Source organism: Nitratireductor mangrovi, assembly GCF_007922615.2.
GTDB lineage: Bacteria > Pseudomonadota > Alphaproteobacteria > Rhizobiales > Rhizobiaceae > Mangrovimarina > Mangrovimarina mangrovi.
On record NZ_CP042301.2, the window covers coordinates 1448740 to 1462176 of the forward strand.

The 13437-nt window shown below is 65.8% G+C and carries 10 protein-coding genes; 8 read left to right on the forward strand and 2 right to left on the reverse strand.

Annotation, left to right across the window (positions count from 1 at the left end; translation table 11 throughout):
• Window positions 1-2 precede the first annotated feature (2 nt).
• Entirely contained in the window at window positions 3-473 is a 471-nt protein-coding gene (locus FQ775_RS07110; RefSeq protein ID WP_146301072.1) for a type II toxin-antitoxin system RatA family toxin, read from the forward strand.
• A 57-nt stretch (window positions 474-530) separates the two neighbouring features.
• The gene (locus tag FQ775_RS07115; protein ID WP_146301071.1) at window positions 531-2774 is read left to right on the forward strand and encodes a fused MFS/spermidine synthase; all 2244 of its coding nucleotides are present in this window, start codon (window positions 531-533) and stop codon (window positions 2772-2774) included.
• 25 nt (window positions 2775-2799) lie between these two features.
• On the opposite strand, the gene FQ775_RS07120 is transcribed toward FQ775_RS07115, so the two are convergent.
• Both FQ775_RS07120 and FQ775_RS07125 read right to left on the reverse strand, forming a co-directional pair.
• Window positions 2800-3294 carry a CinA family protein gene (locus tag FQ775_RS07120; RefSeq protein ID WP_146301070.1) on the reverse strand — a complete coding sequence of 165 codons (495 nt, stop codon included), beginning with the start codon at window positions 3292-3294 and terminating at the stop codon, window positions 2800-2802.
• Window positions 3291-4496, reverse strand: coding sequence for a bifunctional 2-C-methyl-D-erythritol 4-phosphate cytidylyltransferase/2-C-methyl-D-erythritol 2,4-cyclodiphosphate synthase (locus FQ775_RS07125; protein WP_146301069.1), 1206 nt, complete (start codon window positions 4494-4496; stop codon window positions 3291-3293). Before FQ775_RS07125 ends, FQ775_RS07120 begins: the two co-directional genes overlap by 4 nt.
• A gap of 157 nt (window positions 4497-4653) precedes the next feature.
• Between FQ775_RS07125 and dusB the strand changes: the two genes are divergently transcribed.
• From dusB to trkA, 6 genes are all read left to right on the forward strand, one after another.
• Window positions 4654-5685, forward strand: coding sequence for a tRNA dihydrouridine synthase DusB (dusB, locus tag FQ775_RS07130; RefSeq protein WP_146301068.1), 1032 nt, complete (start codon window positions 4654-4656; stop codon window positions 5683-5685).
• Window positions 5682-6824, forward strand: a complete 1143-nt coding sequence (locus tag FQ775_RS07135) for a two-component system sensor histidine kinase NtrB (protein ID WP_146301067.1) — start codon at window positions 5682-5684, stop codon at window positions 6822-6824. The genes dusB and FQ775_RS07135 overlap by 4 nt, the downstream gene beginning before the upstream one ends.
• Window positions 6821-8278, forward strand: a complete 1458-nt coding sequence (ntrC, locus tag FQ775_RS07140) for a nitrogen regulation protein NR(I) (RefSeq protein ID WP_146301066.1) — start codon at window positions 6821-6823, stop codon at window positions 8276-8278. The genes FQ775_RS07135 and ntrC overlap by 4 nt, the downstream gene beginning before the upstream one ends.
• Window positions 8279-8366: 88 nt before the next feature.
• Window positions 8367-10658 (forward strand): sensor histidine kinase NtrY-like, encoded by a 2292-nt coding sequence (locus tag FQ775_RS07145; protein WP_146301065.1) that lies wholly within the window; start codon window positions 8367-8369, stop codon window positions 10656-10658.
• Window positions 10648-12009 (forward strand): nitrogen assimilation response regulator NtrX, encoded by a 1362-nt coding sequence (ntrX, locus tag FQ775_RS07150; RefSeq protein ID WP_146301064.1) that lies wholly within the window; start codon window positions 10648-10650, stop codon window positions 12007-12009. Before FQ775_RS07145 ends, ntrX begins: the two co-directional genes overlap by 11 nt.
• A gap of 18 nt (window positions 12010-12027) precedes the next feature.
• Entirely contained in the window at window positions 12028-13404 is a 1377-nt protein-coding gene (gene trkA, locus FQ775_RS07155; RefSeq protein WP_146301063.1) for a Trk system potassium transporter TrkA, read from the forward strand.
• Window positions 13405-13437 lie beyond the last annotated feature (33 nt).

Consider the following 13437-nt stretch of genomic DNA (forward strand, 5'->3'; position numbering starts at 1 on the left):
CCATGCCCAAATACGAGACGGTCCGAAACGTCGCACATGCGCCGGACGAGATGTTCGCGCTGGTCGCCGACATCGAGCGCTACCCGGAGTTCGTCCCGATGTGTGAGGCGCTTGCGGTGCGTTCGCGAAAGGAGGGCCACGGCGTCGTTCTGTCGGTCGCGGACATGACCGTCGGCTACAAGGCGATCCGCGAGACCTTCACCAGCCAGGTGATCGCGCGCAAGAGCGACCACGCCATCAACGTCAAATATCTCGACGGTCCGTTCCGTTTCCTCGACAATCGCTGGCGTTTCGAGCCCGACGGCCGCGGCGGCACCGACATCCATTTCTACATTAATTACGAGTTCAAGAGCCGCATCCTCGGCGCCATGATGGGGGCGATGTTCGACCGCGCCTTCCGCATGTTCGCCTCGGCTTTCGAAAAGCGCGCCGACGAGGTCTACGGCGCGCCGAACCGCGCCACGGCCACGTAAAAGCCGGGTTAACCCCCCGCGCGTTACCTTGGCCGCCTCGCGGTCAGGGAGAACATCATGACGACCATCGACAGGGTCGCCACGGAGCGGAGTTCGCCGGCGGTGCGCCTTGCGTTGCCGGTCTTTGCACTGACGCTGTCACTCAGCGCCTTCCTGCTTTTTTCCGTCCAGCCGTTCTTCGCCAAGATGGTGCTGCCGCGGCTTGGCGGTTCGCCCGGCGTCTGGTCGGTGGCGATGGTCTTTTTCCAGGGTGTTCTCCTGCTGGGTTACGGCTATGCGCACCTGCTGACCAGCCGCCTCGGCCTGCGTGCCGCGGCTCTCCTCCATGCCGTTGTGCTCGCCGCAGCCTTCCTGTTCCTGCCGATAGCCATTCCTGCCGGCTGGGAAACGCCGCCCGAGACCGGCCAGTCGCTCTGGCTGCTCGGCCTGTTCGGCGTTTCCGTCGGCCTGCCGTTCTTCGCCGTTTCGGCCAATGCGCCGCTCTTGCAGGCCTGGTTTGCCCGCACCGGCCATCCGCACGCGGCAGACCCGTATTTCCTCTACGGTGCCAGCAATCTCGGGTCGTTTGCTTCGCTGATCCTGTTCATCATCTTTTTCGAACCGCTTTTCACGCTATCGCTGCAATCGGCCATGTGGGCCGCGGGATTTGCCCTGTTGGCGGCGATGATCGTCGGCGCGGCAATGCTCGTGATTTCCGTCGAGGCACCGGTTGAGAACGGGCCGGAGAACCAGACGGGAGGCGAAATGAGCGGCTCGATCGGAGAGACCGCGCGCTGGATCCTGTTCGCCTTCATCCCCTCCGGCCTTCTGGTTGCGGTCACTGCGCACATTTCGGTCGATGTGGCCGCCGCACCCTTCCTCTGGGTGGCCCCGCTGGCGCTCTTCCTCCTGACCTTCGTGCTCGCCTTCGCGCGGCGGCCGATCTTCACCATAAGGCGACTGGGCTCCGTCCTGCCGTTCGCGGCGACCGCCGCCCTGATCGCCATCTATGCGCATTCGATGGTCCCGATCTGGATCGCGCTTTGTATCCATCTCGCGTTCTTCTTCATCGCGGCGCTGTTCTGCCACAGCCTGCTGGTGGCGCGCCGGCCGCCGGCTGCGCGTCTGACGGCGTTCTACCTGTGGATGTCGTTCGGCGGTGTGCTGGGCGGCATCTTTGCGTCGCTGATCGCGCCGATCGCCTTCGAATGGGTGGCCGAGTATGTGCTGCTTATCCTCCTGGTCATGGTGATCGGACCGCGCATCGCGGCGCGGCCCGCGGGCGAGATCGCGACCTTCGTTGCAACGGGCGCCGTTCTGGGCGCCATGATCCTGACCGGGGCACAGTTCGAAGCGCTGGAACGGTTCTTCAGCGGCGGTGCGCTTGCCGCAGTCCTGATCGGCTTCGCGTTCGCGGCACTGGTGATCGGCATCTTCCAGCCAGCCGCCCGACTGATCATGCTGATACCGGTGATCCCGCTTGCCTTCCTGCAAAGTCATGCCTCGGGCGAACTCTTCCAGGAGCGCTCCTTCTTCGGCGTCGTGCGCGTCAGCGACACGGCGGACGGGCGCTTTCGGCTCATGCGCCACGGCACCACCATCCACGGGGCGATGGCCCTTTCGAACTCCGGCGACCGGCCCGAACCGTTGACCTACTACCATTCCTCCGGCGGGATCGCAGCCGCCATCCATGCAATGCAGCGGCGCCGGGGCGGCGCCATGGATCAGGTCGGGGCGATCGGGCTCGGCACCGGCAGCGCCTTCTGCCACCGCGCGCCGGGCGAAACCTGGACCGGCTTCGAGATCGACCGCAGCGTCGTGGATGCGGCGGTCGACAAGGGCCTGTTCTCCTTCATGCCGTCCTGCGCGCCGGATGCCCCGATGATCGTCGGCGATGCACGGATCACGCTCGCCGGCGAACCGGACCACCGCTACGACCTGCTTCTGGTCGACGCTTTTTCTTCCGACTCGATCCCGGTTCATCTCATGACCCGGGAGGCGATCGCGCTCTATCTGTCGAAGGTCGTCGCCGACGGCGTTGTCGTCATGCATATCTCGAACCGCCATCTGGAACTGGGCAGCGTGCTGGCGGCGATCGCCCGGGACGAGGGGTTGGCGATCCGCACTGGCCATTTCACGCCGGACGCGGCTGACGCCGAGCGCCACGTGGCGAAGTCCCGCGTGGCGGTGATTGCGCGCGAGGCCGCGCATTTCGGGCCAATGCTCGACGATCCGCGCTGGACGGTGCCGGAGGCGGGAACAACGCGCGCCTGGACTGACGACTACTCGAACATCATCTCGGCGATGATGCGAAAGAAATAGGCGGTCGACGGCGGCCGAAGCGCATTCAACGCTCGCGTTCGGCTTCCTCGAGGAGTAGTCGAAGCGCAAGGTCGCGCGCCTCCCGCCTGACCGGATCACGGCCGAGATCACCGAAACGGCGCTGATGCGCGGCGACGTTGCCGTTGCGCCGCGCGACGGCGAACCAGACCAGCCCGACGGGTTTTTCGGCAGAGCCACCGCCGGGCCCGGCAATGCCCGTCACCGACACGGCTATATCCGCCCGCGAATGATCGAGTGCGCCCACCGCCATCTCGCGCGCCGTTTCGCCGGATACCGCACCATGCCGGGCCAGAGTCTGCAGATCGACGCCCAGCATCTCCACCTTGGCCTCGTTGGAATAGGTGACGAAGCCGCGCTCGACCACGACGGAGGAGCCGGCGATGTCGGTCAGCGCCGCCGCGACCATGCCACCGGTGCAGGATTCAGCCGTGGCGACCATGAGGCCGCGGCTCTCGCAGGCCGCCAGGACCGCCCGGGCGAGATCGTCATGCGTCGTCATGACAGGCTGCCCGGATAAACCACCGTCGCCGTCGCGATCGCGGCAATGCCTTCACCGCGGCCCAGAAAGCCGAGCTTTTCGTTGGTCGTTGCCTTGACCGAGACGCGGTGTTCCTCGATGCCGAGGGCGGCGGCGAGGGCCGCGACCATCGCCGGCCGGTGCGGGCCGATCTTCGGCGCTTCGCAGATCAGCGTGACGTCGGCATTGGCGATGCGACCGCCTTTCTCGCGGACAATCGTTGCGGCATGCGCGGCGAACTTCGAGGAAGCAGCACCTTTCCATTGCGGGTCGGATGGCGGAAAGTGCGTGCCGATGTCGCCGGCGCCGCAGGTCGCCAGAAGCGCGTCGGTAAGCGCATGCAGGCCGACATCGGCATCTGAATGGCCAACGAGCGCCTTGTCGTGCGGGATGTCGACACCGCACAGCGTGACATGGTCGCCGGGTCCGAGCGCGTGCACGTCGTAGCCGTTGCCGGTGCGCACGTCAGGCCACGCCGATGCATTCATGCGCAGCTTTTCGTCCGCCATAACGATCTCCCGTGCGAAGGTCAGCTTGATGTTGTCGGGCTCGCCCTCGACGATGCGCACGGTAAGGCCGGCCCACTCGGCGATGGCCGAATCGTCGGTGAAGTCGTCGCGGCCTTCAGCAGCCGCTTGGCGATGCGCAGCGAGGATGGCGGCAAACGGAAAGCCCTGCGGCGTCTGCGCGGCATGAAGGCCATTGCGCGGAACGGTCGCTGACACGATGCCGCCATTGCCCGCCTTCTTGAGCGTATCGGCAATGGCTAGCGCGGGCAGTGCGCCGGTATCGGCAGTGACAGCCGCTGCGACCCGCGCAATGAGGCCCTCCGACACGAAGGGCCGGACGCCATCATGGATCAGCACCGCGCCTGGCGCGGAGGGTTTGAGAGCCTTAAGCGCCCGCAAGGTCGAGGCCTGCCGCGTCGCGCCGCCATGGACGATGACGACGTCCGGGGGCAGGTCGCAAACGGCGGTGCGGAACAGCTCCTCGTCTTCGGGATGGATGGCGACGACCAGCCTGCCGACGAGGGGATGCGCTAAAAACGCGGTGATGGTATGAGCCAGCACGGCGCGTCCGCCGATGGAGCGATATTGCTTCGGCCCGTCGCGCTGGCCTGCGCGTTCGCCGCGGCCTGCCGCGACGATGACGGCGGCGATCGTTCCCTTCTCGCGCGTGGACATGGGCCTTTTCCGTATCAGTCGCGCTGGATTAGCGAGGCTGCCGGGGGAAGGCCAGAAGTTTATCCGGCGTGCAGTCCGGATGCTGGATTCCGCATTGCAACATCGTCCGTCAATGGCTAAGGATTAAGCAGCATGAGATTGTGCGCGGAAAATGTGCATGGCAGTTCTTGACGATCTGGCTCAGCCCTTGCGGGTCGGCGGGGTCGAAATTCGCAACCGGGTGTTTCTGGCGCCGCTCTCGGGCATCACCGACAGCGCCTTTCGCAGCCGCGCCTTCCGCCACGGTGCGGGCATGGTGGTCTCCGAGATGATTGCCAGCGGCGAGCTTGCACGCGGGCGTGGCGACACCAGGCGGCGACTGCTGTGGGCCGACGAAACGCCGCGCGTGGTTCAGCTGACCGGCCGCGAGGCGCGCTGGATTGCCGAGGGCGCGCGGATCGCGGCGGGCGAGGGCGCCGACATCGTCGACATCAACATGGGCTGCCCGGCCAAGAAGGTGACCGGCGGCTATTGCGGGTCGGCACTGATGCTCGATCTGGACCTTGCCGAATCGCTGATCGCGGCGGCAGCCGAAGCCGTTTCGGTTCCGGTCACCGTGAAGATGCGGCTCGGCTGGGACGAAAGCGCTTTGCTGGCGCCCGAGCTGGCGCGCCGGGCCGAGGCCGCCGGTGCGCGGATGGTGACGGTGCATGGGCGCACCCGCTGCCAGTTCTACAAGGGGCAGGCAGACTGGCGCGCCATCCGGCGGGTTAAGGAGGCCGTGTCGATCCCGGTGATCGCCAATGGCGACATCAAGACGGAGGACGACGCGGTCGCGGTCCTGCAAGCCTCCGGCGCGGATGCGGTCATGGTCGGGCGCGCCCATTGCGGTGCGCCGTGGATCGCCGGCGCCATCGCCGCCCGTGCCGCGGGCACGGTCGCGCCGGGCATACCAAGTTCGCCGGAAGAGATCGCGGACTATGTGGTCGACCATTATCGCGACATGCTGTCCCTTTATGGCGTGACGACCGGCGTGCGCCATGCCCGGAAACATCTGGGCTGGTATCTCGACCGGCACGCTCAAGCGCTCGAACAGGCGGATCGCCACGCGATCATGACCGGCACCGATCCCGGGCAGGTCGCCGCCGCGCTACGTGCCGCCTTCATTCTGCAAGGCGACGCCATGCCCGGCCTGAGGAGCGCCGCATGACGACAGCGACGCTTTCCCCGCCGCAGGTGTCGCTGGCCGAGGTAGTGCTGAACACCATCCGCCACCCCGTCATCATGCTCGACGCGGACGACCGCATTTCCTTCGCGAATGCCGACGCCGAGGACTTTTTCCGTTCCAGCGCCGTCATGCTGGCGCGCAACACGCTCGGCCATTTCGTGCCGTTCGGCAGCCCGCTGCTGACACTCGTCGAACAGGTGCGCGAGCGCCAGTCGCCGGTCAACGAATACCGGGTCGATATCTCTTCGCCGCGCCTTGGCGGCGACAAGCTGGTCGATATCCTCGTCGCCCCGGTGCCGGAGCTTCCGGGCTCCGTGGTGGTGATGTTCCAGGAACGCTCGATGGCCGACAAGATCGATCGCCAGATGACGCATCGCGGCGCGGCACGCTCGGTCACGGGGCTGGCGGCGATGCTTGCCCACGAGATCAAGAACCCGCTCTCCGGTATTCGCGGCGCCGCCCAGCTTCTGGAATCGAGTGCATCAGACGAGGATCGGGCGCTGACCCGGCTAATCACCGACGAAACCGACCGCATCGTGGCGCTGGTCGACCGCATGGAGGTCTTCTCGGACGAACGCCCGATCGCCCGCGAGGCCGTCAACATCCATGTCGTGCTCGACCACGTGAAGGCGATCGCCCGCAACGGCTTCGCGAACAAGGTCCGTATCCTCGAGGACTACGATCCGTCGCTGCCGCCGGTCTACGGCAACCGCGACCAGTTGGTCCAGGTGTTCCTCAACCTGGTCAAGAACGCCGCCGAGGCCGTCGGGCCGGATACCGGCGGCGAGATCACCTTGTCGACGGCGTTCAGGCCCGGCATCAGGCTCGCCGTTCCCGGCACCCGCGACCGCGTCTCGTTGCCGCTGGAATTCTGCGTCCACGACAACGGCCCCGGCGTGCCCGACGACATCCTGCCGATCCTGTTCGATCCCTTCATCACCAGCAAGACGAACGGCTCCGGCCTTGGCCTGGCTCTGGTCGCGAAGATCGTCGGCGAGCATGGCGGCGTCATCGAATGCGATTCCTCCCCGCGTGGCACCACGTTCCGCATCCTGATGCCGGCCTGGAAGGAAAGCGGCAGTCGGCGCGGCGACCAAACCCCGGAAAGAGACGATCGATGAGCCACGGCAGCATTCTTGTTGCAGACGACGACGCCGCAATCCGCACCGTGCTGAACCAGGCATTGTCGCGCGTCGGCCACGACGTGCGCGTGACGTCAAACGCGGCGACGCTGTGGCGTTGGGTGGCGGCGGGCGAGGGCGATCTGGTGATCACCGATGTGGTCATGCCCGACGAGAACGCCTTCGACATGCTGCCGCGCATCAAGAAGGCGCGGCCGCAATTGCCGGTCATCGTCATGAGTGCGCAGAATACCTTCATGACGGCGATCCGGGCCTCCGAAAAGGGCGCCTACGAATACCTGCCCAAGCCGTTCGATCTCACCGAACTGCTGGGCATCGTCAACCGCGCCCTGTCGGAGCCGAAACAGCCGGCAGCCGAACAGCGTAGCGACGACCAGCCCGAATCGATGCCACTGGTCGGCCGCTCGGCAGCCATGCAGGACATCTACCGCATGCTGGCGCGCATGATGCAGACCGACCTGACGGTCATGATCAGCGGCGAATCCGGCACCGGCAAGGAACTGGTCGCCCGCGCGCTGCATGAATATGGCCGCCGCCGCAACGGCCCCTTCGTTGCCATCAACATGGCTGCGATCCCGCGCGACCTGATCGAATCGGAACTGTTCGGGCACGAGAAGGGCGCCTTCACCGGTGCCCAGCACCGCTCGACCGGACGCTTCGAGCAGGCCGAGGGCGGCACGCTGTTTCTCGACGAGATCGGCGACATGCCGATGGAGGCGCAGACCCGGCTTCTGCGCGTGCTGCAGCAGGGCGAATACACGACCGTCGGCGGCCGCACCCCGATCAAGACCGATGTGCGCATCGTCGCCGCCACCAACAAGGATTTGCGCACCCTGATCAATCAGGGCCTGTTCCGCGAGGACCTGTTCTATCGCCTTAACGTAGTGCCGCTTCGCCTGCCGCCGCTGCGCGAGCGCGCCGAGGACGTACCCGACCTCGTGCGGCATTTTTTTGCCGCGGCCGAGAAGGAAGGCCTGCAGGCCAAGCGCGTCGTCCCGGCGGGGCTCGACGCCATGAAACGCTATTCGTGGCCGGGCAATGTGCGCGAACTGGAAAACCTGGTGCGGCGGCTGGCCGCGCTCTACCCGCAGGAAGAGATCACCGCCGAGATCATCGACGCCGAATTGAGCGGCGCGGCGCGGCCCGAGGCCGGACAGACGCAGGCGATGCTGCCCGACAACATCACAATCGGCCAGGCGGTCGAGCACTATCTCCAGCGCTATTTCACATCCTATGGCGACGAGCTGCCACCGGCCGGGCTCTACCAGCGCATCCTGGCCGAGGTCGAATATCCGCTGGTCTTGGCGTCAATGACGGCCACGCGCGGCAACCAGATCCGGGCAGCCGAACTGCTGGGCCTCAACCGCAACACCCTGCGCAAGAAGATCCGCGAATTGGGCATCAACGTCTACCGCACCGCACGCGGCGGCTGAGCGCCCGAAAAATCCACGACTGCCGCGATTTTGTTGCAGAATCGCCACATTGTGTTGCATGAGTGCCACGGCGACTGCGTGGCAGGAAATGACGACTCAGACCGAACTCATGCGGGCCGGCGACGTGATCGGCCCCGCCTCGCCGGAGGGGCGCAGGCTGCTGGCGTTGCCGGGCATCATCGCCGTCGTGGCGGCACTGATCTGCGCGGCCGTTTCGTTTTCGATCCTGGTCGGTCTCGGACCGATCCTGCCGACCCGCCAGGTCACGCTGACGCTGATTGCCGTCAACGTCACGCTCATCCTGGCGCTGATCGCGCTGATCGGCCGCGAGGTGCACCGCATCATCGTGGCGCGCCGGCACGGCAAGGCCGCTTCGCGGCTGCACGTGCGCATCGTCGCGCTGTTCTCGCTGATCGCAGCCGTTCCGGCGCTCGCGGTCGCCATCATCGCGTCGATCACGCTCGACATCGGGCTCGATCGCTGGTTCGAGATCAAGACCAAGGCGATCGTGAGTTCGTCGCTGTCGATCGCCGAGGCATACGTCCAGGAGAATGCGCGCAACCTGCAGGGCACGGCGTTGTCGATGGCGGTGACGCTCGACCAGAACAGGGCCCTCTACAGCCTCGACCGCACAGGCTTCCAGCAACTCATGACGCAGCAGGCGGTAGGCCGCGGACTGGCCCACGCCGCCCTGATCCGGAACGACGGCAGCGTCATCATCCAGGCCGACACGCGCGCCGAGTTTGCGATGCCGGAACCGCCCGCAGGCGCCGTCAAGGATGCGGCCGACGGCGATCCGGTGCTGATCGAGCCGCGCACCCGCAATATCGTCGGTTCCATCATCCGGCTGGCGGAGATCGATGACAGCTATCTTTATACGATCCGGCTTGTCGATCCGGAGGTGATCCGGGCGCGCCAGATCGTCCAGGCCAACGCCGGCGATTATCGCGAACTGGAGGAAAGCCGCACCTCCGTCCAGTTCGCCTTCGCCCTGGTCTATCTCGGGCTGACGCTGATCATCGTGCTTTCCGCGATCTGGACCGGCATCGCCGTCGCCGACCGGCTGGTGCGACCGATCCGGCAGCTGATCGGCGCGGCGGACGAGGTCTCGACCGGCAATCTCGATGTCTCGGTGCCCGTGCGCAGTTCGGATGGCGACGTCGCCTCGCTCGGGGACACCTTCAACAAGATGCTGGGACAGCTGAAGTCGCAGCGCAACGAACTGATCTCGGCCAAGGACCAGATCGACGAACGGCGCCGCTTCTCCGAAGCGGTGCTGGCAAGCGTGACTGCCGGGGTCATCGGCGTCGACCCGGATGGCGTCATCACCATCGTCAACCGGTCCGCCGAGACCATGCTCCATGTCAGAGCATCGAAGGCGCTCGGCGACAGGCTGAGTTCGGTGCTGCCACATATCGGCCGGGTTTTCGAGATCGCGCGCGGGTCCGGCCGGCCGGTCTATCGTGAACAGGTGACGTTCTTCCGTGCCGGCGCGGAACGTACCTTCAACGTCCAGGTGACGATCGAGGAAGGCGAAAAGACGCAGGAAAGCCCGGCCTATGTCGTCACGATTGACGACATCACCGACCTGATGCAGGCGCAGCGCTCTTCTGCCTGGGCCGACGTGGCGCGCCGCATCGCGCACGAGATCAAGAACCCGCTGACGCCGATCCAGCTGTCGGCCGAGCGCATTCGCCGCCGCTACGGCAAGGTGATCACCGAGGACCGCGAGGTCTTCGACCAGTGCACGGACACCATCATCCGCCAGGTCGGCGACATCGGCCGCATGGTCGACGAGTTTTCGGCATTCGCTCGCATGCCGAAGCCGACCATGGAGGTTACCGATCTGCGCGATTCCCTGCGCGAGGCGGTGTTCCTGGTCGAGGTCAGCCGGGCCGAGATCGGTTTCGAGCACAAGCTAGGCAAGGAGCCGCTCACCGGCAGCTTCGATACCCGTCTGATGAGCCAGGCCTTCGGCAATCTGGTCAAGAACGCCGCCGAGGCGATCGAATCCGACAGCGAGCGTGGCGATCTGCCGGGCGCGGTGCGCATCACCGCGGCAAAGGCCGGCAAATGGATCACCGTGGATGTGGTCGACAACGGCAAGGGGCTGCCGCGCGAGAACCGGCAGCGACTGCTCGAGCCCTACATGACCACCCGTGAAAAGGGCACCGGGCTCGGGCTCGCCATCGTCCGCAAGATCATCGAGGACCATGGCGGCCGGCTCGAACTGCACGATGCGCCGGCCGATTTTTTCGACGGCCGCGGCGCCCTGATCAGGGTATTCCTGCCGGCGCTCGAGGGCAACGGGGCGGAAGAAACGACGGCGTCTGGCGACAGCGTCGACAGCGAAAAGAAGAAGGTCCGAAATGGCGTCTGACATCCTGGTCGTCGACGACGAGGAAGATATCCGCGAACTCGTCGCCGGCATTCTCGACGATGAGGGCCACCAGGCCCGCACCGCGCACGACAGCGACAGCGCGCTGGCGGCGATCGCCGACCGCGTGCCGTCGCTGATCTTCCTCGATATCTGGCTGCAGGGTTCGCGCCTCGACGGGCTGGCCCTGCTCGACGAGATCAAGACGATCCATCCGCAGATGCCGGTGGTGATGATCTCCGGCCACGGCACTATCGAGACCGCGGTGTCGGCGATCAAGCGCGGCGCCTACGATTTCATCGAGAAGCCGTTCAAGGCGGACCGGCTCATCCTGATCTGCGAACGCGCTCTCGAGACGCTGAAGCTGCGCCGCGAGGTCAGCGACCTGAAGAAGCGCACCGCCGACACGTTCGACCTGATCGGCATGTCGGCGCCGATGAACCAGCTCCGCCACGCCATCGAACGAATCGGACCGACCAACAGCCGCGTCATGGTGATGGGGCCGTCCGGTTCGGGCAAGGAGTCGGTGGCCCGCGCCATCCACGCCATGTCGGTGCGCAAGGAGGGACCGTTCGTTTCGCTGAACGCCGCGACCATCACACCGGAGCGCATGGAGATCGAGCTGTTCGGCACCGAGCCGAACGGGGCGGAGCGCAAGGTCGGTGCGCTTGAGGAAGCACATGGCGGCACGCTCTACATCGACGAGATCGCCGACATGCCGCGCGAGACGCAGAACAAGATCCTGCGTGTGCTGGTCGAGCAGCAGTTCGAGCGCGTGGGCGGCGCCAAGCGGGTCAAGGTCGACGTGCGTATCATCTCCTCGACCGCCCAAAACCTGGAGGCGATGATCGCCGAGGGCCGGTTCCGGGAAGACCTCTACCACCGTTTGGCGGTCGTTCCGGTGATCGTGCCGGCCCTTTCGGAGCGGCGCGAGGACATTCCCTATCTCGTCGACCATTTCATGAAGCAGATGGCGCGCCAGTCCGGAATCAAGTCGCGCCGGGTCGGCGACGACGTGCTGGCGGTCCTGCAGGCGCACAACTGGCCCGGCAATGTCCGGCAATTGCGCAACAATGTCGAGCGCCTGATGATTCTGGCCCGCGGCGACGATGCCGAGGCGCCGATCACCGCCGATCTTCTGCCGGCCGAGATCGGCGACGTGATGCCACGCGCGCCGAACCAGTCGGATCAGCACATCCTTGCGCTGCCGCTGCGCGAGGCGCGCGAGCATTTCGAGAAGGAATATCTGATCGCCCAGATCAACCGATTTGGCGGCAACATCTCGCGCACGGCCGAGTTCATTGGTATGGAACGTTCCGCATTGCACCGGAAACTGAAGTCTCTCGGTGTGTGAGGCGGAGACGGACAGACCATGCGGGTAATCATCTGCGGCGCAGGCCAGGTCGGCTATGGCATCGCCGAGCGGCTCGCGGCCGAGCGCAACGACGTTTCGGTGATCGACACCTCGCCGGAACTGGTGCGCACCATCCGCGACCAACTCGACGTGCGCGGCTTTGTCGGCCATGGCGCCCATCCCGACGTGCTGGAAATGGCCGGCGCCCAGCAGGCCGACATGTTCATCGCGGTGACCCTTTATGACGAGGTCAACATGACCGCGTGCCAGGTTGCCCATTCGATCTTCAACATCCCGACCAAGATCGCCCGCATCCGCGCCCAGTCCTACCTCCTGCCGCACTACCAGAACCTGTTCTCGCGCGAGCACCTGCCGATCGATGTCATCATCTCGCCCGAAATCGAGGTCGGGGAAATGGTGCTGCGCCGGATCGCGTTGCCTGGCGCTACCGATGTCGTGCGTTTCGCGGACGACAAGGTCGCGATGGTGGCGATCGAGTGCCAGGAGGAATGCCCGGTCATCAACACGCCGCTGTCGCAGCTCTCCGAGCTTTTCCCGGACCTTCCCTCGACCGTGGTCGGCGTATCGCGCAATGGCCGCCTGTTCATTCCGCATTCCGCCGATCAGCTCGTTGCGGGCGACCTTGCCTATGTGGTGACGACCAAGGACCAGGTGCGCCGCACGCTCGGTCTGTTCGGCCATGAGGAGGTCGAGGCGATGCGCATCGTCGTGGCCGGCGGCGGCAATATCGGGCTTTATGTCGCCAAGGCGCTCGAGGCGCGGCAGTCGCGCGCCAAGGTCAAGATTATCGAGGACACCCGCGAGCGCGCGGTCGCCATTGCCGACAAGCTGCGTCGCACCGTCGTGCTCAACGGCAGCGCGCTCGACCAGAAGGTGCTTCTGGAGGCCGACATCCAGGACGCCGACCTGATGGTGGCGCTGACCAACAACGACCAGGTCAACATCCTGTCGAGCGTCATGGCCAAGCGGCTCGGCTGCAAGTCGAACTTGGCGCTGATCAACAACCCGACCTATCAGGACTTCACCCGCACGCTTGGCATCGACGCTCATGTCAATCCGCGCACGGTGACGATCTCGCGTGTCCTCCAGCATGTGCGCCGCGGCCGCATCCGGGCCGTGCACAGCGTGCAGCGCGGTGCGGCCGAGATCATCGAGGCCGAGGCGCTGGAAACCTCACCGCTGGTGGGCTCGCCGCTGCGTGACCTCGACTTGCCGGACGGGATGCGGCTCGGCATCGTCTATCGTGATGGCGCTGCCATCAAGCCGGACGGGGCCTTCGTCATCCGCCCCGGCGACCGCATCGTGATCTTCGCGCTCGCCAATGCCGTGCGGCAGGTTGAGCAGATGTTCCGCGTCAGTCTCGAATATTTCTGACAACCAGCGCCCGCCGAACGCCAGAGGGGACCC